The sequence below is a fragment of the Paraglaciecola sp. genome (assembly GCF_039964565.1).
Classification (GTDB): domain Bacteria; phylum Pseudomonadota; class Gammaproteobacteria; order Enterobacterales; family Alteromonadaceae; genus Paraglaciecola.
In genome coordinates, this window is sequence record NZ_JBDVXF010000028.1 from 356,211 (window position 1) to 379,647 (window position 23,437).

The window sequence follows — 23,437 nt, forward strand, 5'->3', positions numbered from 1 at the left end:
GCGGCAAATTTTCTATAAAAGTTATCCTATGTCATCTAGTGTTATTTTGCAGCCCGGTCGTGAAAAGTCTTTATTACGCAAACATCCTTGGATTTTTTCTCGTGCCATAGAAAAAACGGTAGGAAGAACCAAAATGGGCGACACAGTCGACGTGTATTCCCATGACGGAGCATTTTTAGGGAGAGGTGCATGGTCACCAGAGTCACAAATTCAAGTAAGAATTTGGACATTCGATAAGAAGGAAATTATTGACAATGGTTTCTTTCAGCGACGTATTGCAACGGCTCAGGCCTCTCGAAAAGAGCTCATTGCCCGACATGGTCTTACCGGGTATAGACTTATTGCAGCTGAATCGGATGGCTTACCGGGCGTTACTATTGATCGCTACGCAGAAGTTTTAGTTTGTCAGCTGTTATCAGCCGGAGCGGAAAAACACCGAGACAAGATTGTATGGGCTCTGAAAAAGGAGTTTCCAGATTGTGCGATTTATGAACGCAGTGATGTAGCAATCCGTAAAAAAGAAGGGCTGGAACAAGTTACTCAGGTATTACATGGAGAGGTACCAGATGAAGTGGTAATCGAGGAAAACGGCATAAAGATAATAGTCAATGTTAAACAAGGGCACAAAACAGGCTTTTATCTCGACCAAAGAGACAACCGAGCCATCGCTGCGAAATACGTAAAAAGTAGAACGTTGCTAAATTGCTTTTGTTATACAGGTACGTTTGGTAGCTACGCCTTAGCCGGAGGTGCAAAAACGGTTACTAATATTGATGTATCGGACTTAGCTCTTAGTACCGCAAAAAGAAATGTCGAGATAAATGGCTTAGACACTGATAAGTGTGAGTTTCTCAATGCTGACGTATTTCAAGCATTGCGGGATTATAAACAACAAGGTAAGGTCTTTGAGCAAATAGTGCTAGATCCGCCTAAGTTTATCGAGTCAAAAAATTCACTGGTACGAGGTTGTCGCGGTTACAAAGACATCAATATGTTAGCCATGCAAATTATGGAACCTGGCGGTATTTTATGTACTTTTAGTTGTTCGGGATTACTGTCTTTTGAGTTGTTTCAAAAAGTAATAGCTGACGCAGCACTAGATGCTGGTAGGACGGTACAAATTCTAGAAAGATTGGGACAAGCTGCCGACCACCCTGTGGCTACCAACTATCCAGAAGGGTTTTATTTGAAAGGCTTAGTATGCAAAGTTTTATAAGTTGACCAAATTTGGACAACTTATTAGCTCATAATTGAAATAAGCAGCTAATTGTTGCTTATTTCATTTCAATTATTTCCACACCCACTGTACAGGAATTATCATCAATGGCCTCACAGCGTACGACTTTAGTATCGGCGGTAAGTGAAGGTATTTGCGAATTAGTTGATTCAATATAAACATTGATCTTAGTTCCCATTTCAATAGAGTTTTCCTCTATCTCAAAAGACATACCTGTTGCGCTGATATCTTTACATACTGCCTGCAGGCTGCGCGTAGACTCATCGTCAACTATTTCTAATTCACAAACAGAATTAACCATCATTCGGAAAAAATTGCGTTTATCGTCGTAACCTAACATTTAATACCCCAAAGCTGTTTTAATTCTACTCTGTAGGTTATAGGGTGCCGTGAAAACAAAGTCAACGCAAATAAAACTCAAAGGTTAACGTTGACCTAGATTGAATCCAAATGGTTTAGTATACGTTTGACCGATATAGGGGCCGCCGTTCCGAGCTGTTGAGCAAAAAACGAAACATGTAGTTCATGTAACAGCCAACGGACTTCCTGTAACTTTTCTGGAATCGGTTGGTTTTCGGAAATTTTATTACACTTCTCTTGATAGGCGTGTTGCGCTTTTTCTAAATTTAACTGGTGTAATTTGTCTTTGGTTGGATCAATAGCCACCTTTTCTAATCTCTTAGCAATTGCCTGAATATAACGTTGCCAATCGGCTAATTTATGGGCACCTATATCAGCCACAAAACCTTTGTAGACGAGTGAATCAAGTTGGCTTTTAATATGTCCATGAGCGTAAATTAAATTGAGTGGAACATTGCCTTTCATGTTTTTCTTGATGTTATGAGCTATGGTCAGACCCACTTCAACTTGTTTAGCGATAGACAACACACAATCATTGATTTGTTGTCTAACAAAATTACAACAGGCCTCAAAATGTTCCCTGTCGCGAATATCACAGCTATTGTCTTGGCAATATTGATTAATCAATTCATCAACCCCCGCGTCAATACAATCGTCTATTAGCGCTCCTATTTGACCAAAGGGATTAAAATACAGCCCTAATTTTGCCTTGTTAGGTAATTTTTCCTGCAAATATTTAACAGGCGAAGGGATACCTAAAATAACTAACTTTCTCAACCCAAGCTTGTGAGATTTTTGGGCTAGGTGTGGTTGGTCAAATAACTTAACGTCTACTGTTTTTCCCTCATTTACCAAAGCTGGATAGGCCTTGATTTCATAGCCACCCGTTTTATTAACAAACTCTGTGGGTAATTTGCCTATGTCCCAGGTTCTTAAATCTTCTTTTTCAAGTTCAGGTGTGGCTACCGCCTGCAAATTTTGTTTAACCTTTCCTTGCAGCGACTGTTGTAACTTTATGAGATCTCGTCCTTGGGCGATGACCTTGGTATTTTGATCTATTACTTTGATGTTAAAGGTTAAGTGCTGAGGTAATTTATCTCGTTGCCAGTCGGACTCTTGTAGCTCTTTGCCCGTCATACGTTTTAGTTTTAAAGACAGCGCCGTTAAAAACTTAATGTGATTACCTTGTTTATCTTGTTGTGGCATATCCGCTAAACAGGCATCAGCATAGTTAGGCGCTGGTACAAAATTACGCCTCAGGGATTTTGGTAAAGCTTTAATTAAGGCAACAATCAGTTCATGGCGCAATCCCGGTATTAGCCAATCTAATCCATCAGTTGTTACTTGATTTAATAGCGCCAAAGGCACCATTAAACTAACCCCATCGTCTTGGTCTTTAGGGTCAAAATGATATTCTAATCCCAATGTAAGATTGTTTTGCCTAAAGGTTTCAGGAAAAGACAGGGAATCAATATGCTGCGTACCCTTCTTTAACAAGGTGTCTGGATCAAAATTGAGTAATGTTGGATTGTCACCCGCCTGTTTTTTCCACCATTTTTTGAAGTTCACTTCTGAACAAATATGCTCTGGAAGTTTTTCGGCATAAAAATCGACTAGGGTATCTTCATCTACTAACAAGTCTCGTCTACGACTTTTATCTTCTAATTCTTCAACGTTTTCTATTAACTTTTGATTAAAAGCCAAAAATGGAAAGTTTAGTTTGGTGTCCATATTCACTAAAGCTTCGCGAATAAAGATATCTCTACTGACTGCAGGGTCTATTTGGCTATAATTTCTTCTTCTTTGGTTAACTAGCACCAAACCATATAGACTTACTTTCTCAAATGCTTGCACCACTCCTTGTTTCTTAGACCAATGGGGCTCAGAGTATTCGGTTTTAATTAAATGTTTGGCTAATGGCTCAATCCATTCTGGCTCTATTTTTGCTGCTACTCGACCAAACAAGTGAGCGGTTTCGACTAATTCAGCCACCATTGTCCATTTAGGTTGAGACTTAGATAAACCAGAACCAGGAAATATCTTAAAGCGACTATTTCGAGCTCCCAAGTATTCTCGATTCACGTCTTTAGTGCCCAAGTGCGATAACAAACCTGACGCGATCGCCTGATGGATAGCTTGATACTCGGCTTGTTGTGAAGAAATGCCGAAGCCGAGCTCTGCCACTGATTTCTTCAGCTGACTAACAATGTCTTGCCATTCGCGCATTCGCATAAAATTGATAAAGTGTTTCTTGCACCAATTACGTAGTTGGCTGGATGTTAAGGCTTGCTGCTGTTGTTTAAAGTGTTGCCACAACTGAAAATACCCTAAAAAGTCAGACTCTTTATTTGTAAAATCTTCATGCATTTGGTCTGCTTGTTGTTTTTTGTCCTGGGGGCGTTCTTTGGGATCTTGAATACTCAAGCCCGCCGCTATAATAACCACTTCGCTAACACAATTTTGTTTTGCCGCTTCAACCACCATGCGTGCATATCTTGGATCGATGGGAAGTTTGGCTAATTGACGACCTTGATGGGTTAATCCTTGTCGTCCCAACTTGTTATCTATTGCCCCCAATTCCTCAAGTAGTTTGAAACCATCATTAATACTTCTAGAATCTGGCGGCTGCACAAAAGGAAACACATCCACTTTCCCCAAACCCAGTGACATCATATGTAAAATAACAGACGCCAAATTAGTTCGCAGAATTTCAGGATCGGTAAATAAGTCTCGAGATAGATAATCGTCTTCAGAATATAAACGAATACAAATACCATCAGATACACGACCACAGCGCCCTGCCCGTTGATTTGCAGACGCTTGAGAAATGGCCTCAATTGGCAAGCGTTGTACCTTACTCCTAACGCTATAGCGAGATATCCGTGCGGTACCAGGATCTATCACATATTTTATTCCAGGCACGGTTAGTGAGGTTTCTGCAACGTTAGTAGCAAGCACAATGCGTCTGCCACTATGAGAAGAAAACACTTTATTCTGTTCGCTATTGCTTAACCTTGCGTATAGGGGGAGTACTTCTGTGTGCCGATATTGTTGTTTATTAAGTGCATCAGCGGTATCGCGGATCTCTCGCTCACCACTTAGAAAAACCAGAATATCTCCGCTAGGCTCGCTTTGCAGCTCATTTACTGCTTCTATGATAGCCTGAGTTTGGTCATTATCGCCGCTTTCATTCTCGCGATAACGTATTTCTACAGGATAAGTTCTACCACTAACTTCAATAATTGGCGCATCATCAAAATGTTTTGAGAAACGTTGTGGGTCTATAGTTGCAGAGGTAATAATGAGCTTAAGATCTAGGCGCCTAGGTAACAATTGTTTTAGATACCCAAGGATAAAATCAATATTTAAACTACGTTCGTGAGCTTCATCAATGATAATTGTATCGTATTGGTTCAAATACTTATCTTGCTGAATTTCAGCCAATAAAATTCCGTCGGTCATCAATTTGATATAGGTGCTATCCGAAACTTGATCTGAAAACCTAATTTTGAAACCCACTTGATGACCCAGTGGTGTTTTTAATTCGTCAGCTATACGATTCGCAACCGTTCTTGCTGCAAGGCGTCTTGGTTGCGTGTGACCTATTATGCCCCTAATACCTCGGCCGAGTTGCAAACATATTTTCGGAATCTGTGTGGTTTTACCTGAACCGGTTTCACCGGCGATGATCACCACCTGATTATTGCTAATTGCTTCCGCAATTTCTTCTTGTCTTTCTGAAACGGGTAGAGCTGGAAAATCAATTTCGGGACATTGAACTCGCCTGTTAGCAACTATTTGCGAAGACTTTTGAATATCGGTTTGCAATTGGGCTAAGTTATCAGGTCTCTTATCTTCACTTAGGCGGGAAATCTTGCGTAAACGAGAGATAAATCTATGTTTATCTCTCGACATACAAGTCGCGATATCACTGGAAAGTTGTTTAACACTAATCTCTGAGTTGGGTTGTACTGCTGACAAAAAGGCTGCTCTATCACATCAATTAAAAACGAATCAGGGATCCTAGAAGATGAATCGAGCAAATGCCAGCGATATTAAACATAACATAACTTAATTTGTCGGAGACTTATAACCGTCATGTAAATGCAAATCTAACGCTCGCAACAAAGCTGAGCGATTGATAGTACCTAACAAATAACCGTCGTCATCTACCACAGGATAAACTTTTGGCTTTTCCGTTTTCATTTGTTGCGCTAACTCAATGACCGAAGTATAAGATTTAATCGCCAATACTGGGGTTTTCATAATATCTTTGACGTGTGCTATCTGTTCCCTGTAATAACTAGACTCGATCATCTGCACTAAACAATCCTGCTCTGATAGAAATCCTATGACTTTGTTTTGCTCGTCTATTACTGGTCCGCCAGTTTGTTTAGTTTGTAATAATCGTCCTACTGCTTCTGCCACAGGCATATTACTAGTAAAAGTTACTGGCCGATGATTCATGTGGTCGTTCACTTTTAAAGATTCCACTGTAACTCCTTGGTTTTCTGATAATTATATTTCTATATCGTCACAGATAAAGATAGACTTAAGTCATAACAATACCTAATTATTTTCATTTAGATATTAAAATGGTACGTTTTTCCCACTCTCTCCAATTATCCCACTTAGCATATCTAATTTTTCTAACAAGCAGCTGAAGATTCTGCACGCCTAGAGGATATTCAACCACTTACTAGTGAATACACTAATTTGATAATATATTTGTCTAGTACCGACTGGTATATACCACTAACTTTGTTGAAGTCGTTTAGTAGACAATCTAGTGGTCGTTATGGAATGCATTGTGAAAATTCAAATTTCTGATATTTATCAGTTTTAAAAAAGCTTTGGGGTTTATATCCATCTATACTTTATGCCGTGATTTAATGCATTTACATTGATCTTCAAAACCGATTAATAGGAAGATCGGACGTCTAGGCTCTTACCTATCCCGACAATTTATTAATAAAAGGTAGCCAAGTCTAAATCAGAGGTTTTACAAAACCCTATTGAATGAGTTTCACACTCAAGAGGACTTTAAAAATAAAACTAATAATTCAAACTACGAACAAAAAACCAGTAACTACCCAAACCTAAAACAATACTTACAAGACTGGTAGTTGCAAATGCACGAACGTTTATGCTCAACAATTTTTGACTCAGAATAAAAACTACAGTCATTAACGAAAGAACTAATATTTGACCAAGTTCGACACCCAAATTAAACGAAAATAAGGCAAAGCCAAGTTGGTCGGGAGGTAAGCCTATTTCGCGTAAGACATCAGCAAAACCAAAACCGTGAATAAATCCAAAGGTACCAGTTAATAAAAATTGTATTCCCACATTTTCCATTTTTTCTGGCGAAGTTTTCACAGCAAAATCTTTCACTAAAACTAAGTAACTCATGGAAAATAAGGTAATGCCAAATAAAGTCAATACCGGTAACCCAAGACTAAAAATAGACTTTACAAACACTAGAGCAAATAATGTGAACGCTAACGGTATCATCAGCTTTTTATCTGTTGTTCTTTGAATTTTTTCTAGAGCAACCAAAACAATACTAAAGCCTATTAACGCTTCTACAATGGTCATGTTGGGTTGTAACCAACCAAAAACAGAGAGTGATAAAGTAATACTGTGCCCTAAAGTAAAACCGGTAACTAATATCAAACCTTGAGATAGCCGACCACACAACAATACTAATGCCAATAAAAATATAAGATGATCATTACCAATTAATATGTGTTCAAGACCTAGCTTTAGATAAGTCTTCGCTGTTTCCCAATAAGACTTTTCACTATTGTTCAAATTTATCACTTGTGTTCGCGTTGCATCGCTCAACACCATTTCCCTGGCTTCCCCTGAAGAGCTAATCACGCGCGCGTAGTGCAAGTGTGACGGTACAACATCAAAAAATCCCTGCATAACTAATTGAAATTCACTGCCGGGTAAACAGCTGAACTCAGCTTCAAGTCGGGTATAACCTTTACTTGCGGAAATTTTAATTAAAGGTTTTATTATTTGGCAAGCTATACCATTCATATTCGCTTGTATTTTTCCTTCAAGATGGTCTATCAGTAATTGTGATAACTCTTTACGCACATCAACACTAGCGTCGGCTGCTAAACGCGTGATTTCACGAGAGAGTATGTTAAAACTCAACGTCACTTTTTGATCACTAATTTGCCACTGAGAAAACGACTGACTGCGAGTATGCGCTAACGACGTAAAACTGAAACATGTTAAACAAAGCAATAATATTGCATTTACCGACCTATTCATTGTTAGGTCCTTTTTCTTTGATTATTCGATTATCAAAACTCGCTACAATAGAACGTTTGCGCAACCAAGTAAGGTATTCACGTACGGCTTTGCTGCGCTCGATTGCTTTTAAGGCAATGGCTAACTCGGGTTTTAGAAGCTCAAACGACATTTCCTGAGGTAAGGATTCAAGCGGTTGGTTTTCGACAACCTTTTCTATATATACTTGATAGAGTTTTTCGTCGCTATATTTTTCACTAGTATGCTGAATTGCAATGGTCTCCAACATATTATTCACGATCACTTGGCTTATAGCAGGCTGATAGATGTAACCTTGCTCTAAACCGTACTGAAATAGCAACTCTTCTTCGATTAAACGATCGACGATCAATTGGTAATCAACCACTTCCATTGGATTTTCTTTTTCTTCTTCCATCATGGTGACAGCAGTTAAATAATCAATTCTGCTTATCGAGCCATCATTAATTAACACTGCATCTTCAATAAAAAGTAAATTGTTTTTGTTGTCATAATTAAGCTCAAAAATCGCTACGCTTAATGCCCCAATGACACTAAAAAAGTATAAGAATATTGATTTATTCATTCGTTAATACCTCTTTGATATCAGGTGCAATTTCAATCTCGGCATTTTCACGTAGAGAACGTAATAAATCAGTCAATGCATTGCGGCGCAATATTCCTCGATATTGCGAGATCACCTGTTCTTTAACTTGCTCAAAAGGTAACACGTCTCCATTTTTTCTATCACTGAGGTACATCAATATGCAGCCTGTTTGAGTTTGTATTGGATCGGAAAACTCTCCTTTAGTCATTGCAACTACCTTTGTTGCCAAACGATTACCTAACTGGCGATGAACTAAAATTTCGCTATGTAAACCTTTGGCTAATGGTTGACTCACAAAGAGCGATTGAAACCTTTCTTCGTTTAATGGTAATTCTTGCCATTTCGATCTAGCTTGTAGACTTAAATGGCATTGCTCATTATCGTTGTCAAAATTTGCGATTTGTAATTGAAATTGGTCTGCAGTAGTAAACATTGCGAGATTAGAAAAATAAAAAGACTGATAGCGTGTCAACAAAGCTTCTTCACTCAACATTTTTTGTGCATTCAGGGCTTTATTCACTATCTGCTCTACCACGCTATGCACAATTGCCTTTCGCACCACTCTATCGCTTTGCAATAACCCCAGCTCTTGGGCCCGTTGTAACAATAAATAGTTATCTGTTATTAAATTCAATGAGTCATTGAAAGATAAGTCAGGGTTTTTAGTCCTGACATGGATCAATTCATCTTTAGTGATCGGTTGCTGGTTAACTAAGGCTAAAACGTCATTATTGTCGTGATCAAAACCAAATTGCTCAAACCTTATAGAACTATCAGCCCCAGAACCAAGTACCGCTAGGAGAATACCAATAATAAACAACACCAATAAACCCAGTTTATATTTCATGAAAAAGCTCTATTATCCATTACTGATAATTAACAAAAATAGGCGAAGACCATGCTCGATGCCCTTCTTCGGCCAAACAGTTATCACTCTGGGGAGTAAGGTACGAACCAAGACATAAATCCACTGATACGGCTTCACCTTTGTCATTAAACTTAGTACGCATAGTGTTAGCATTTATCATTGGAATAGCGGCCTCGATTACGCGAGCGTAATAAACGGTATCACGACCCATCTGGCTATATTCTTCATCGGTAAAAGTAATTTCACACTTAGGCGAGTTCTTAGGACATTGGAAGACTTTCCATTTATGATCAATCAAAGAATCGACCGGTTCATTTGGGTATGATTGAGGTTTGATACGCGTAATTTCAATACGTTGGATATTATAACGATCATCTGTTGGGTTATAACATTCACCAAGGGACATTTTTTCTAACTTGTTCGAATCAAGACTTGTCTTAATATATTCGGGACAACCAGGAGCTTGAATAGGAGAACCAACCGCGCTCACTTTGAACGTTGGATTTTGTTTCCTTTGTACTGTGCTTCCCATTGGTGCGGTAAGTTGTTTAGCTTCATTGATCATATCAAACCACAACAATATTTTATGGCCACTCGTGCCATATACGCGTTTGGCTTTCAAACCTTTCCAAATTCCATCACGGCTGCGCTCGTCTACATGAACCCCAGCAAGACCACCTAAATAAAGAAAAGAGCCAACACGTTCAACCTGAGCTGCACGTAATTTCAAAGTACTAGGATCATACTCTTTTTGGGTTCGTGAATGGGCTGTGGCCTCACCATCATTAGGAAGCATCAAACTTTCCCAAAAGTGTGATCTAGGACCATTCGCTTCGCTGGTAAAAACACGCCCTACTTGTTTAAAACCATGTCCCGTGCGCGCGGAATGGGTATCGGTTGAACCAACAAATCCCCATTGAAAACCAATTGGATTATTTTCATCATCAAAGTTACGTAGTGCTAACCCATATTGCGCTGATTTTTTTGGACGATAGCTAAAAGAAGGATTAAACATATCACGTGCTTGCTCAGCATCTAACCATTCATCGGGTTGATGGGAAGGAACAGTTAGAAACCCATTCTTACTCGCTACGTCAACAAAATTTTGCCTAGCTACAACCGCTCTATTTTGACATTCATCAACCGGTTCACCTTCCGCTAGACAGCGTTTTTTAATAATTTCTCCTGCCTGCCAACAGCCTGGTAAATAATCTTCTGTAGGCTTAGCACAGTAAAACTCTCCCTCTTTATTCTTGGGGCGTATTTCATAATCTCTATATTCCTCAGCACTGCCATGACCCGAATACACTTCAATCAAAGGGGATAGAACATTATTGACATTATCCGTGTTTAAATGTGTTTCCCAGCTGGCATCAGGCGGTGTATACAATCCCCAAGCCATACCGTGAGGCACGACTATGGTATCTATCCCCCACTCATTTAATTTATTATATAATTCAGCTTTTGTTATGGCTTCTTCATAACAATTAGAAGGTAATTCATTTGAAGGTACACCTTTCTCACAATTAGGAGTGTTAGCCATACTATCAATCAGTTTATTGTAAGCCGCATAATAATCCTTGTGACGGGGATCAAGCAGTTTTAACATCATAGACAATTTACTTGTGGAATCGCGTTTAGCAACAGTAGAAACCTTAACTTTGGCTGCTATAGGTCTGCTGGGCAGTGTTTCAGGTGTTGTATCTTTAAATAGCACGTTATGATGCCCGTAATGTTCTTCTTTTGTGGTACCAACTTGCGTCCACTCGTAACCCATAAAAGCATAAGTATCTTGATAACCTTCTTCTTGTCCATTACTGGAGGTACTTGCTTGGTTACACTTATTAATTGATTCAACTGCATCACTCCAGCGCTCTGGCGTGTACGATTCAGAATGATCAGTTAGAAAGTAAAAATCTAGTTGTGATACAAAACGCGCATAGTCACAAGCATATCCGGGAGGAAATGCTCCTTGGGCGCCATGCATTAAAGGCAAAGAAAACATGAAAGCATCGGACGAATTAGTTGTATGCACATGTGTATCCCCAAACAAAATTTGAGTTTTACTATCAACACCCAAAGCCGTTAACGAGGTAACTTGCGATACTTTAGCTTTGTCAACAACGGCTACCGGAAATCTAGCTTGGCTGACGCTGGTTTTGGAAAAGGGAGATTCTTTCCAGTATAAATTTGAATCTTTGAAATACCCGGGCAAAATTTTATAGCTGAAGTCAGGCATACTACCTGAGAAAAACCACGCTCCCATCAGCACAATAACCGCAAATATAATCACTATTCTTCTCATACTAGCTCTCAACATTTTTTAAGGACAATTCGTTTAAAATTATTCATGCCATTTACCCAGTTAAAACCATTAAATTTGTGTAGTCTTTCAATTGACCTCACATAAATTTATTCAATTTATTGCTATAAAACATTACTTATTACGACAAGCAAGCAACTTTAAGTGTAAATATTTAACAAAAAAATTACGCAATACCAACAACACAATAATTTTACTCTAGTGACTTGCATGGCTATAAATTTAAAAGAAGAACTACTTTCTGCAGTTTAATGGTATTCGTTAGTTGTTTATTTATGCCATAATTAAAACTTATTACGACATCAAAAAGGCTAATTACGACGATGTTAGATCTTGTAAAAGCAACTTCATTGAATAAATTTGATTCTGTGGTTAAAGAGTTTGGTGGTGATCATCAAGAATTAATGCGGCAAGTTAATTTGCCTTCAAACTTATTAGATACCCCTGAAATATACTTCCAATATGCAGATTTTATAACTTTACTAAACCTAACTGCCTCTAAGTTAAGTAAAAAAGATCTTGGCCTATATCTTGGTTCTAAACAGGGTATTGAGATATTTGGCTCTGTTGGCTATTTAATAAAAAATTGCGAAACTGTAGGTGAAGCACTCTTAAACCTTAAACGGTTTTTTCATATTCATCACACTTCTGCAGATATTGGATTTTCTGTTGCTGGTAGTGAAGTAAAACTGTCTTTTAATATAAATATCAAAACAAACGAAAGTATATTGCAAGCGACTGATCTTGCCATCAGCTTTGGGTTAAATATGTTAATGACACTGACGTCTTCAAAAATAAGATATGACTCAATTCATTTACAACATGCAGAGCCCGACAATAAAGAGGATTATCGACGCTATCTAGGTATTATGCCTACATTTAATAGTACTTTTAATGGTGCGGTTTTTAACGTTAAAGTACTGGATATACCTATTGATAAAGCAGATCCAAAGCTTTTTGATATTTTATCTGCGCAACTGACTAGTAGTGCAACCGGTTATATTGATGAAATACCTCAATTCGTAGAAAATTTCGTTAGACAAAATATTGCCTCTACCTCTATATCTATTGAAGAAATCGCCAGTGTAATGGCATTAAGTGTTAGAAATTTACAACGTTATTTAAAAGAACAGAATACTTCGTTCAGACAAATTGTAGACACGGTACGCAATAAACTGGCTTGCCAATACTTAATAGATTCTACATTAAGTTTAACCCACATTTCTGATGTACTTGGTTTTTCCAATTACAGTGAGTTTTCCAGATCATTTAAGCGTTGGAATAAAATATCTCCCAAAGAATATAGAGTGCAATACTCGCCTCGCAAGCGTTTTTCTCGCAGTTTAAAATACGGTAATTAGTGATTATAGCGACTGTTGTATAAATATATATTTGTCGTAAAAAGTCATTTTATTTACGTTAAATGACGATATGTTTATTAGAAAATACGTAACAATGACATGAATTATCACTCATTGAGTAAGACAATTCATGTTAACACCAGCCAATATTTGTCAAGTTGCAATTGTATCTAAACATGCAAAGTTGTTGCGAAACTGGTATTGCGAACATTTCGGTTTTTTACCCGCTAGTCAAACTATATTTGGCGGACCTTTGGCAACTAGAGTGCAAGGTGTACCTAACGATCTCAATATCTGTTACTGGGCTGTTGATGGTAAACGACAATTTCAACTAGAGTTTTTCAACTTTATAAGACCTGGAGTTACACCTAAGCGTAATAACTGGCAACCTTATGATCATGGTTACAATGTAGTTGGTATTTACACATGGAATTTTGATGAAATCCTAAATAAATTAAAACGCTCTTCGGCAAGCTTTTTGTCAGATGTAAAAATTGATAACGGCCATAGATGGCTTATGATAAAAGATCCAGACGGCAATCATATTGAACTAACCGAACACGATCCGCTAGCCGAACAAACCAAACAATATGAAGAAATTTCAGCCACCGTACGTTACGTACGAATCTCTGTACCGGACCTAGAAAAAACAAAAAAAATATGGAAAAACTCGTTCTATTTATTGGAAAAAGATACATATACCCTACCGACTTACCATGATGAACTCTTATTTTCTGAGCAAGTCACAGAATATCAACAATGCGTATTACAGGGGCAAGGTATATTACTAGAGTTACGTCAATACTCTAAACCAGTGCCAACCCCAAGGTTAAACACCCACGATGTTACCGATCAAGGTATTATGAATATAGCCATCGGCGCTGATTCTGTTGCACTGTGGGATGAGTATTTTAATAACGCTATCGAGCGGCAATGCATTCCCAATGGAAAGCCACTTGATGCGGCCGTTTTTAAAGTTATGTACCTTAACCAACCAAACCTTGAAAACATCGAATTACTCTACCCTAGACAATGGGCATATTCGCTTACCGGGTTTAAACCCAGTGGTGTTTTTGCCAGAGGCGAGATCATAATTAATACCTGCGAAGAAACACTGTGGGCTATTTTAATCGACCATGATAACGCCGGTCAGTGGGCATTCTTTTCAAGTAAACTAATACAAAAAGGCGAAACAGAAATCGATGGCTTGAAAGCGGTACGAAAAATTGGTTTATTTGGTTTAACATTTGAAGAAAAGATAACCAATTGGCTACCTAATAAATCTTATAGTTATCAATTACGAAGCAAAATATTATTTAGAAATCATCAGGGTATTATATATCTATCCCCAAGGAACGGCAGAATAAAATTAAGTTGGCAGATTCATTTTGACACCCCGATACTTGGCCTTGGAGCAATCAACCGTATCATTCTCACTTTATTGATAAACCGCTCATTGAAAAAATTGAAAAAACGAGCAGAGTCACCGACTAATTAATACCCTTTCACATGACGCAATCCATTAATCGAGATTTACGGAAAAACTGCGTGATATAGAATTAAAATAGTATAGCTAGTTAGTATGTTCTCAGAATGCAAGAAAATGGTGCGTTAATAGCCGAGCTAAGTAGAATGTATAATCCTTACCTCAATAGGTTACTTATAAAAAAGTACATCCCTATACCACCGATACTATATGCGGTTATTGTAAACCAAGGTTGTAAGTGATTTTTTATTAATTGTTTCCCTGTCCACATTAAAACGAATACTAATAAAACAAAGGCAATTTGCCCTAACTCAATGCCAATATTAAAGAGTAACAAAGCTAATGGAATATCATTCTCTGGTAAGCCAACATAACTTAAAGCACCAGCAAAACCTAAACCGTGTAATAAGCCAAATGAAAACGCCATTAACCAGGGTTTATCAGATAACAGAGTTCGATTTCCTTTGCGTAAATCCAACGCATGTATCGCCATAAGTACAATAGATAAAGCAATACATGCTTCAACAGGCTTTGAAGGTACATTTACCACGCCTAAAGTCGCTAATGCCAAGGTTATGCTATGAGCTAAAGTAAAGGCGGTAATAGTTTTCAATAAGGGCATCATGCCATACACAATTAATATTAATGCCAACACAAATAGTAAGTGATCTATACCACTTAGAATATGTTCAAATCCTAAAGTTATATAATCAGATATAGATACGTCTTTAACGGTTGCTATAGTTAAATAGGGTTTATCTCGTTTAATTATGGTTTGAACGATGTCACCGTTTAATCTTTCAATACGTACTAATACGTCGATTAAGGTCGTAGACAATCCCCTAATAGTTATTCGTCCTTGTTCAAACCCATTCACATCACAAACAAGCTCTCCTCGTTGTAAGATAGTTGAACTGACAGTTTGAAATATCGGTTCGAAGGTAAGTTGGCAGTTATCTGAAAATAAAGGCGCAATATCAGGAACCACATCTTCTGTAATAGGACGTTTCCACAAAACGTTAAACTGATTACTTCTTGTTTCATGTAATGATAGATAGGAAGGTCGAATTTCGTGGGCATTGGCCATTGTCGCGATAATACACAAACAAATGCACACTCCCCTTGCCAGCATTGCGCGAGTATATGCGGGGAAACGATTGAAGTTAGCAAGCATTTCAAACTTCAACGACATTGACCTGATATTTAGCTAATAACTTTTCATACATTGCATCGATGTTTTCAATTCGTTGCTGGTCTAAAAATTTCACTAGTACTTTTTCTTTAATATCTTGATAGTCTGGTAAGTACCTCTGTTGCCTATGTGTTATTTTCACTAAATGCCAACCATATACTGATTTAATTGGTCCAATCCAATCTTTGTTAGGTGGATTACTATTGATCAAACGTATAGAGAACTGCTCTCCAAAATTATCTTTAAGAGTCTCTTGATCTAAACTCTGGTAATGATAAGGCAGCATAAAAGGATCCCCTATCTTTTGATTTTCAGTTGATGAAGAGCTAGCCAGATTAGTTAATTGTTGTAATGCATTATCGGCGTCAATATATGCATTTTTACGACTATCTGTACTGAAATAATAATGGGAAAAGCTATAACGTTCTTCTTCCTGAAACAGCTCAGTATTTTTTTGATAAAACGCCAGTAAATCATCATCAGAAGGTGAATGACTAGGAGGTAGTCCTTCAAACATAAAAGTAAACTTTTCAATAAGACGACGGCGTATAATAATGTCGTCTTTTTCTAATCCTATAGACAAAGCTTCACGGAAAAATATTTCTTGTTTAATATCATTGTCAATCAAACGAGTTAGAGCACGCTTATCAGGAAAGTAACCATTTTCCTTTTTATTAGTATTTTTAATCCATTCAATACGCGATTGATCTATTTCAATAATATCCTGAGCTTCTGGTGTTCCTTCTCGTATTGCGTCCAAAATAAATAATACACTGCCTATTAAGACAAAGTGGAAAATAGGATCATGTAATAATTTTTTCACTAATTTCATCATTCACCTGTATTAATTAATTCGACACAATAGGAATAAGATCATAAAAACCTTGTTTGTTGATTTAAAATTAATTTGAATACCAAATAGGTGACGACCAAACACGTTCACGAATAGTAGCTGGCACATCTGTTCTAGGTTGGGTGCCTAACCTGATTGCATCATAAGTGCTCCAACGACATGTTGGGTTTTGTAAAGCCCTAATGTAATAGAATGCAGATTGCTGAGCATTAAACTCTTCATCGCGCCACTGTACCTTCAATTCTTGTGCGCCTACATTTTCAGATGTATCACATGTATTTAAATTAACTTTAGCGTTATTGTCAGGACACCGACCTGTAGTCGCATCAACAGTTAAGCCATCAGAACAAGCTATATCAAACACTTTTTCTTTACGTTCACCATTTTCCATCCATCCCTTAATCATTTGTATTTTTTGTAAATTAGCACCAAGAGGATCTTTCAATGCCCAAGCAACAAAGACTGGTGATTTTCCTTCTTCGCGGATATTCATTACGCTTCCCATAGGCACGCCGTGTTCGTAAGCCGTTTTAACCATGTCAGGCAAATTGAGAATATCTTTAGGGTAATCCCACGACGAAAAGAAGCGTAATTTAATGCGCGTACCGCTAGTGGCATAAGTCTCTCGATTTTTAAGCGCTTCAAATAATGCTTCACGTGTATTTTCTTTTGCCCAAATTGCCGCTAACCCTCCTGGATTTTTCATGAGCCTTTTAACGTCACTTTTGTCTTTATACTCACCATTACCTAAATATCCAGTGCGTTGGCGAGCGGGAGATTCATAAGCGGTGTTCACACCACGATAGTCCCATTCTTCAGTATCACCAGTATTAGAGTTATGACTATCTGTACTGCCAATAAAACCAACTTGTAATGGGTTAAAACCTAGTTCTTGCTCCAGCTCTAAGCCTTTTTTAAGGCCTTCTCGTACAAAAGAGTTTTTACCACTGCATCCTTCTTTATCTATTCCATCTTTACAGATAGGTTCAAATTTTTCAAAAGCACATTCTTCATCAACCGCGCCTGCTCCAATTCCACATTCAGAATCACCTTTGACTTGGAATATTTCGACTATTGGTTCATTTCTTGAACGTAATGACCAATCACTTTTACTGTATACATCCCCATCAATAGTCTTTCCTGAATACATTATTCCCCAAGATTTATTTGGGCTATGAGGAATGGTTAAAAACTGGCATTCCCCTACACATGTTTTTTCTAAAGAGCGCCATAAGCCTAAGACAGTATCTTCATCAAAGGCCGATATAGCATGTTCGGGCACCGTACTATTCTCAAAAATAATATTACGATGAATTTTCCCTTGGCTAGGTAAAGTAGGAGAATACTCGTAAGCAGAAAAGGTAGTGAATTCACCAGGACGATAAAACTCATTTGCTGCCGCTTGAGTTTGCAACCAGGTTGTTTTCGCATATTCTTGACACTTAACTTCATTACCATCGCAATGGTCTAGCGGACGAACAAGGGGCCTTTCATTACCTATTTTACGTAACTTTAAGAACATCGAAAATGAAGGTTGCTCGAAAGATTGGCAATACTCCTGTATCGCCGTTGACAGATCGGGTTGACCACAAGCAACAAATAATCCAAAGCTTTCAGCATGATCAGTAACTGCAGCAAAATCTAAAGGCCTAGTTAGGCGCATCGTCTCACCCGTCGCCATCATTAATTCTTTACCATTTGCAAAACGATAAGCATCTTTAATACCTAAGCGGTTTCCAAATAAATAACTATCAAATGAAAGCGCCGTATGAATATGTAAATCTCCAAAATAAACATTCTTATCTTCATTTTTGGCTTGAATTTCTAGTTGACGAAACTCAGGCTGAACAAAACCATCTTCGTTCTGGTTGGCCACCTCTTTTTTCAAATTTGCTATTGACTCAGGAGTAAGAGTAATAATTTTTGCACTTTTATCTATGTAGAACTTTACCCCCCAAATTATAACCACTAAAAATATGAGACCGATACCGATTAATATCTTACGCTTCATGACTTTTCCTAGAATACTTACGTTAATTTATTCAAAGTTATAGCTAAATTGTAAAGATACACTACGCCCTGGGTCTGCCATTACATTGTAGAAACCCGCCCCCACTAAAGGCATATCAGTTGAGTAGTTTAAAGTGATCTCATCTGTTAAGTTTTTGCCAAGTAAGGCAACTTGCCAACTACCTTCCATATCTAATAACGCAATACGAGCATTAACTTTGGTATACGCTTCTTGCATGGTCCATGGGTTTAAATCAGCATTGGTATAAAAATCAGATTTATGAATCAAGTCAATGCTTGCTTTTAGCTCAATGGAATCACTGAGCTCTGTGTAATACTCTATATTGACACTTCCTGATACCTTAGGTGCAAAGGCATTGGTTTTTCCTGTGTAGTCACAAGATTCACCGCCTTCTTCAATATTATCTGGGGTTTTGGTAACAGATTGGAAACATTTCGCACCCTCAAATTCATCCCATTTAAAGTCCAATAAACCTAAGCTACCACTCGCAATCCAGTTATTTGCAAACGCCCAACGACCGTCCAATTCAAGGCCACGAGAAGTTGCCTCACCAGCATTCTCCACAAAGAAACCAGTGCTACCGTCATAAACAGATGTCTGTAAATTCTCAAAAACCATATTAAATATGGCAATATTAATATCAGCAGAGCCATCATCCAAAGTTAATTTAGTACCAACTTCAGTTGATATTACTTCTTCATCCTCAAATTCAAAGTCCGTTGGGTTATTAGCACGAGAATCAAAACCTCCAGCTTTTGCCCCAGAAGAAACAGAAGCATATAGCATCGCATCTTCCATTTTATATTTGATGTTTAAAGCTGGGGTAAAGTTATTTTCAGTACGTTGAGCGGATATTTCATGGTCAAAAATATTTTGACCACCTAATACTACTGAGGAAAAGATCGCCCCCGGTAAACCATCAGGGTAGCTATTTGCTATCGCTGGAGCTGTCACTAACGGCATGTCAACTATAGGTGTGCCTGTTGCAGCATCGACCGAAATTAGTTTTCGATATCCATCTTTATCTTCTTTTGAGTACCGTAAACCTAAGGTTGCTTGCCAATTTTCAGAAAAGTCATAGTCAAACTGGGCAAAAATAGCAGCGGTATCTGAGTCAACGCGAAAATCTCTATTACCGGTAGAATTTAACGCGTAAACGGTAAATTCCTCAAGATAATCTAAGTCAGAGGTTTGATAATACACCCCCGCAATATAATTAAAGGCACTGTCAAACGCAGAAGTTAATCGAAACTCTTGGCTCAATTGAACATATTCTTCATTACCTAGCGGACGGTAAATTAATGCTAACGCACTTTGATCTCCATCATTTGACTGTATTAACTCATAACTTTGATAGCCAGTAGTTGAAGTCAACATAGTATCCTCCATGTCATATTCAATATTCAAAGTAACATGGCTAGCTTCAAAACTACCTTTTTGTTCTTCACCTATATCAGGATTAGCTTTCCTCACTTTATCATCAATAACATAATCACCAATAAGACTTAATATTGGCGCGCCACTCGATGCAATTGCCGGCTCGACAAAAGTTTGGCCAACCGAATAACCAATAAAGTCATCTTGATCATGCTGAGCGGATAAAACAACATCTACCTTATCTGTGGGTTGCCAAGCGAGTGTTAAACGTCCTAACAAGGTTTCGTGAGCAACCTCATCATTGCCACTTAAGGCATTTTCAATATAACCACCTTCATCAACATACTTGAGTGCAATACGACCTTGAACATTATCAGATAATGAATTTGAAACTGCGGTTTCAACTGTGGTGGTCTCAAAGTCAAAATCATAATTGAGATTGACATAACCCTGCAGACCTTTAGTTGGTTTAGCATTAGTTAGATTTAGTGCGCCTGCCGTTGTATTTTTGCCAAACAAAGCACTCTGAGGACCACGTAATACTTCAACACGCTCTAAATCCAGAAAAGCGCTACGCATTAAATGGCCTCGACCTCGATAGATACCATCGACAAATGTACCCACAGTCTGTTCAAAACCTTGGTTAGGCCCTGAACCTAAGCCACGCATAATTACGTTAAACCCCTGTCCAGATTGATTGACAGAGAAATTTGAAATATAGGTCGAAAGTTCTTCGGAATCAGAGATATTGGCTTCTAATAACTTTTCTTGATTCATAGAACTAATAGAAATAGGCACTTCTTTTACGTTCTGCACTCGTTTTTGTGCGGTAACTAAAATGACTTCAAATGCACTATCGTTAACGGTTTCAGACTGGGTATCTATATTTTGGGCTAGTACTGGCCCCCCTAAAACAGTCGATATTGCTATAGCGACTTTAGTTGCTATATATTTTCTATTCATATTATTTCCCCTTAGTGCATTAAGTCACCCCTGCATCTAATTTGTTAAATAGGGAGTGAGCCGATACCACGTTATAGTTATTATGTTATGTATTCTGGCTACAATAATATTCGACCTTGTCACTTACTATCTTTACATATCCTGTATTTCTTTTGACTTATAACGACACCGATTAACATTTTTGCAACATTTAGGTAATGGTACCGAGCTGACGTTTTGCTGCTTGTTGATCTAAGGCTTGCATAGCATCTGTTGGTGTTATGGCTATTCCCTGCTCTAAAAATTTAATGGTTTCATCTAACTTCGTTTCGCCATACATAGCTTGCAGACCATAAGCATACTCAAGATAAGGTACAGGTGAGTTAGGCGCTTGAACTAGTGCCTTTTGATAGTTTTCAATACTTTGTTCTTTTGTGGCGCCGTACATAATTTTACCTAACATTGCGCCAGCTTTATCAACAATCTCTGCGTTCCAACCACCGCAAGTCACCAGAGCCTCTGCATGGGATGAGTTTAATGCCAAACAATTATCGAGCGCGTCTTTAATTTTTTTTCCATAACCTTGCTGCAGTGCTTCAACCATAGAGATAAATTGACTATAACGTCCCATCGCGACCGCATGCATATAATGGAGGTTTAACTCATTCGGGGTACTTTCGATATGTTTTTCACAAAGAGTAATTGCTTGTTTAAATAAGCGTATTTTTTCGTCACTGTCTTGTTCCATATATTGAGCATAAATAACAGTCGCAAAAGCAGTAACCACCGCGCCTTGCTGACCTAACTCAGTGCCAATAGCAACTGCTTCGGAAAAATCACCAGTATGGTAGCGCCGCCATGCTTCTTGCAGTTGCTCATTTTCTGGATAAGGCTCTAAATTACCCTCATGCAAATTACTCCAATTTTGTTTCAATGCATCACCGCTAAAATCAAATTGATGTTGTTCGTTGTTAAATTTTTTCCACTGAGTTGCCATAGTTTATATTCCTATTTATTTCTAATTAGAGTTTCACATTGTTTGTTTGGTATAGGGCTTGCCGTAAAATCGGAAGGTAAGATATCCATAAAACTTTTAATAATTTTCGGGACAAGTTTATCGATGGATAAAGAGGTTAACTGGCTACAATAACTATTATTGCGAGCCAGCAAAGCTGCACTTTCACTGTTATTGATATTGTTATTGTTATTGTTAAAAACGGCTGATAGGGGTTGCCAATCAAAAGGGAATAAATTTAAACCGCTTACTAAGGTCACCCCAGTGGCTTTTCTTATTTGCGCTATGCCCACAAGCTTTTGACCTTGATTACAAACAATTTCACCATGAGATAAAGAGCCATAGCAGGCCCATTCAAGCTTATTTTTCTTAGCGTAATCTTTAGATTGAACAATCATGTCTTTATCAACAGCACGACAATCAACATTATTTTCAGCCAACACCTTAAACCAAATATCTTCTAGCCACGAAAATAGGCCAATAATGTTTCCTTTGGCAACGGTATGTTTAATAGGAAGAAATAAGGTAACACTGAGCGTCCATGGTCCAGCCAAAACCGCCCCACCACCAGACGAACGACGTATCCAGGGCAGTTCATACTGCTCGGCTAATGTAATTTGTTGGTCACTCAATCGTTGAGAGCAACCTAAAATAATCCCAATGCTATCGTATCGCCAAAACATAACCTCGGGTTTTTCAATGGGTTGAGTAACCTTTGAGGTGATTCTCTGTTGTTCTTTGAGCATATTGTCGCAATGCAATAGGCTTAAATAATAAGACGGATCCATTACCTCGACCACGCCTGTCATTGTTATATTTCCGCGGACTCAAGACGTTTAGCTAGCGCACTGAGAAACAGTCCAGCGGGCATACCGTCAATCGCCCGATGATCAAATACTAAGGTTAAGTCGACACAAGTCGCGACTGCAATTTCACCGGCTTTAACGACAGGGCGTTGTTGAAATCGTCCTACACCTAATATCGCAACTTGTGGCAAATTAAGCACAGGTGTAAACCAGTCTATTCCAGTCGCGCCTAGGGTACTAACAGTAAAAGTACCACCTTGGTATGCACTGGCAGCCAATGTGCCGTTTCGAGCTTTTGTTGATACTTCTTTTACTTTGTCAGCTATATCAGATAAATCTAAGGTATTAACATCGTCTACAACAGGAGCAACCAAGCCATTGTCGGTATTTACCGCTAAACTAATGTTTATTTTCTTGTGTAAACAGATACCTTTATCTGTCAACGTCGCATTTAACTGTTGATGTTGGGTTAACGTTAATGCCACGGCTTTCATAACGGCGTGAGTAAATGATAGTTTTACCCCCTCATTAGCCGAAATTTGTTTCAACTTCGCTAAAACGTTGTCTACTTCAATCGTTATCCCTTGTGCCACTCGAGGGACATGCCATGCCTGACTAAGATTTTTGGCAATCATGCCCCGTAACCCGCGCAACGGTAGAATCTGATTTTCTGACTGTTCTTGCATTTTTATT

General features: G+C 38.2%; 17 protein-coding genes. 3 read left to right on the forward strand and 14 right to left on the reverse strand.

Going from position 1 to position 23,437, the window contains the following annotated elements:
- The first annotated feature begins 28 nt into the window (after positions 1–28).
- Complete coding sequence (locus tag ABJK37_RS12390; protein ID WP_348354026.1) at positions 29–1,216, forward strand: class I SAM-dependent methyltransferase; 1,188 nt, start codon at positions 29–31, stop codon at positions 1,214–1,216.
- Positions 1,217–1,274: 58 nt separating this feature from the next.
- On the opposite strand, the gene ABJK37_RS12395 is transcribed toward ABJK37_RS12390, so the two are convergent.
- From ABJK37_RS12395 to ABJK37_RS12425, 7 genes are all read right to left on the reverse strand, one after another.
- Positions 1,275–1,577, reverse strand: a complete 303-nt coding sequence (locus ABJK37_RS12395) for a PilZ domain-containing protein (RefSeq protein ID WP_348354029.1) — start codon at positions 1,575–1,577, stop codon at positions 1,275–1,277.
- A gap of 95 nt (positions 1,578–1,672) precedes the next feature.
- On the reverse strand, positions 1,673–5,578 hold the full coding sequence (hrpA, locus tag ABJK37_RS12400) for an ATP-dependent RNA helicase HrpA (RefSeq protein WP_348354032.1): 3,906 nt from the start codon (positions 5,576–5,578) through the stop codon (positions 1,673–1,675).
- 90 nt (positions 5,579–5,668) lie between these two features.
- Positions 5,669–6,091, reverse strand: a complete 423-nt coding sequence (locus ABJK37_RS12405) for a CBS domain-containing protein (protein WP_348354035.1) — start codon at positions 6,089–6,091, stop codon at positions 5,669–5,671.
- A gap of 561 nt (positions 6,092–6,652) precedes the next feature.
- A complete protein-coding gene (locus ABJK37_RS12410; protein WP_348354038.1) occupies positions 6,653–7,885 on the reverse strand; it encodes a HupE/UreJ family protein in 1,233 nt (410 codons plus the stop codon).
- A complete protein-coding gene (locus tag ABJK37_RS12415; protein ID WP_348354041.1) occupies positions 7,878–8,468 on the reverse strand; it encodes a hypothetical protein in 591 nt (196 codons plus the stop codon). The genes ABJK37_RS12410 and ABJK37_RS12415 overlap by 8 nt, the downstream gene beginning before the upstream one ends.
- Positions 8,461–9,336 carry a peptidylprolyl isomerase gene (locus ABJK37_RS12420; protein ID WP_348354044.1) on the reverse strand — a complete coding sequence of 292 codons (876 nt, stop codon included), beginning with the start codon at positions 9,334–9,336 and terminating at the stop codon, positions 8,461–8,463. The genes ABJK37_RS12415 and ABJK37_RS12420 overlap by 8 nt, the downstream gene beginning before the upstream one ends.
- A 19-nt stretch (positions 9,337–9,355) precedes the next feature.
- A complete protein-coding gene (locus ABJK37_RS12425) occupies positions 9,356–11,662 on the reverse strand; it encodes a DUF3604 domain-containing protein (protein ID WP_348354047.1) in 2,307 nt (768 codons plus the stop codon).
- A gap of 341 nt (positions 11,663–12,003) precedes the next feature.
- Between ABJK37_RS12425 and ABJK37_RS12430 the strand changes: the two genes are divergently transcribed.
- Together ABJK37_RS12430 and ABJK37_RS12435 are read left to right on the forward strand one after the other, a co-directional pair.
- Positions 12,004–13,041 (forward strand): AraC family transcriptional regulator ligand-binding domain-containing protein, encoded by a 1,038-nt coding sequence (locus tag ABJK37_RS12430; RefSeq protein ID WP_348354049.1) that lies wholly within the window; start codon positions 12,004–12,006, stop codon positions 13,039–13,041.
- A gap of 130 nt (positions 13,042–13,171) precedes the next feature.
- Complete coding sequence (locus ABJK37_RS12435; protein WP_348354052.1) at positions 13,172–14,539, forward strand: SRPBCC family protein; 1,368 nt, start codon at positions 13,172–13,174, stop codon at positions 14,537–14,539.
- 145 nt (positions 14,540–14,684) lie between these two features.
- On the opposite strand, the gene ABJK37_RS12440 is transcribed toward ABJK37_RS12435, so the two are convergent.
- The 7 genes from ABJK37_RS12440 to ABJK37_RS12470 form a co-directional block, all read right to left on the reverse strand.
- Complete coding sequence (locus ABJK37_RS12440; protein WP_348354055.1) at positions 14,685–15,713, reverse strand: HupE/UreJ family protein; 1,029 nt, start codon at positions 15,711–15,713, stop codon at positions 14,685–14,687.
- A complete protein-coding gene (locus tag ABJK37_RS12445) occupies positions 15,703–16,551 on the reverse strand; it encodes a peptidylprolyl isomerase (protein WP_348354057.1) in 849 nt (282 codons plus the stop codon). The genes ABJK37_RS12440 and ABJK37_RS12445 overlap by 11 nt, the downstream gene beginning before the upstream one ends.
- Positions 16,552–16,621: 70 nt before the next feature.
- Positions 16,622–18,583: a DUF3604 domain-containing protein gene (locus ABJK37_RS12450; protein ID WP_348354060.1), complete on the reverse strand. Its 1,962-nt coding sequence runs from the start codon at positions 18,581–18,583 to the stop codon at positions 16,622–16,624.
- 27 nt (positions 18,584–18,610) lie between these two features.
- Positions 18,611–20,944, reverse strand: a complete 2,334-nt coding sequence (locus ABJK37_RS12455; RefSeq protein WP_348354063.1) for a TonB-dependent receptor — start codon at positions 20,942–20,944, stop codon at positions 18,611–18,613.
- A gap of 190 nt (positions 20,945–21,134) precedes the next feature.
- Positions 21,135–21,920, reverse strand: a complete 786-nt coding sequence (locus ABJK37_RS12460) for a hypothetical protein (protein ID WP_348354066.1) — start codon at positions 21,918–21,920, stop codon at positions 21,135–21,137.
- 11 nt (positions 21,921–21,931) lie between these two features.
- A complete protein-coding gene (locus ABJK37_RS12465) occupies positions 21,932–22,747 on the reverse strand; it encodes a hypothetical protein (RefSeq protein ID WP_348354069.1) in 816 nt (271 codons plus the stop codon).
- Between the two features lie 2 nt (positions 22,748–22,749).
- The gene (locus tag ABJK37_RS12470) at positions 22,750–23,430 is read right to left on the reverse strand and encodes a dihydrolipoamide acetyltransferase family protein (protein ID WP_348354072.1); all 681 of its coding nucleotides are present in this window, start codon (positions 23,428–23,430) and stop codon (positions 22,750–22,752) included.
- Positions 23,431–23,437: the final 7 nt, after the last annotated feature.

Excerpts from the sequence above, each read along its gene's own strand:
- ABJK37_RS12435 (WP_348354052.1), top strand. The coding sequence starts at position 13,172 with ATGTTAACACCAGCCAATATTTGTCAAGTTGCAATTGTATCTAAACAT.
- ABJK37_RS12390 (WP_348354026.1), top strand. The coding sequence starts at position 29 with ATGTCATCTAGTGTTATTTTGCAGCCCGGTCGTGAAAAGTCTTTATTA.
- ABJK37_RS12465 (WP_348354069.1), bottom strand. The coding sequence starts at position 22,747 with ATGACAGGCGTGGTCGAGGTAATGGATCCGTCTTATTATTTAAGCCTA.
- ABJK37_RS12445 (WP_348354057.1), bottom strand. The coding sequence starts at position 16,551 with ATGAAATTAGTGAAAAAATTATTACATGATCCTATTTTCCACTTTGTC.
- ABJK37_RS12460 (WP_348354066.1), bottom strand. The coding sequence starts at position 21,920 with ATGGCAACTCAGTGGAAAAAATTTAACAACGAACAACATCAATTTGAT.
- ABJK37_RS12420 (WP_348354044.1), bottom strand. The coding sequence starts at position 9,336 with ATGAAATATAAACTGGGTTTATTGGTGTTGTTTATTATTGGTATTCTC.
- ABJK37_RS12395 (WP_348354029.1), bottom strand. The coding sequence starts at position 1,577 with ATGTTAGGTTACGACGATAAACGCAATTTTTTCCGAATGATGGTTAAT.
- ABJK37_RS12410 (WP_348354038.1), bottom strand. The coding sequence starts at position 7,885 with ATGAATAGGTCGGTAAATGCAATATTATTGCTTTGTTTAACATGTTTC.
- ABJK37_RS12425 (WP_348354047.1), bottom strand. The coding sequence starts at position 11,662 with ATGAGAAGAATAGTGATTATATTTGCGGTTATTGTGCTGATGGGAGCG.
- ABJK37_RS12430 (WP_348354049.1), top strand. The coding sequence starts at position 12,004 with ATGTTAGATCTTGTAAAAGCAACTTCATTGAATAAATTTGATTCTGTG.
- ABJK37_RS12415 (WP_348354041.1), bottom strand. The coding sequence starts at position 8,468 with ATGAATAAATCAATATTCTTATACTTTTTTAGTGTCATTGGGGCATTA.
- ABJK37_RS12450 (WP_348354060.1), bottom strand. The coding sequence starts at position 18,583 with ATGAAGCGTAAGATATTAATCGGTATCGGTCTCATATTTTTAGTGGTT.
- ABJK37_RS12470 (WP_348354072.1), bottom strand. The coding sequence starts at position 23,430 with ATGCAAGAACAGTCAGAAAATCAGATTCTACCGTTGCGCGGGTTACGG.
- ABJK37_RS12455 (WP_348354063.1), bottom strand. The coding sequence starts at position 20,944 with ATGAATAGAAAATATATAGCAACTAAAGTCGCTATAGCAATATCGACT.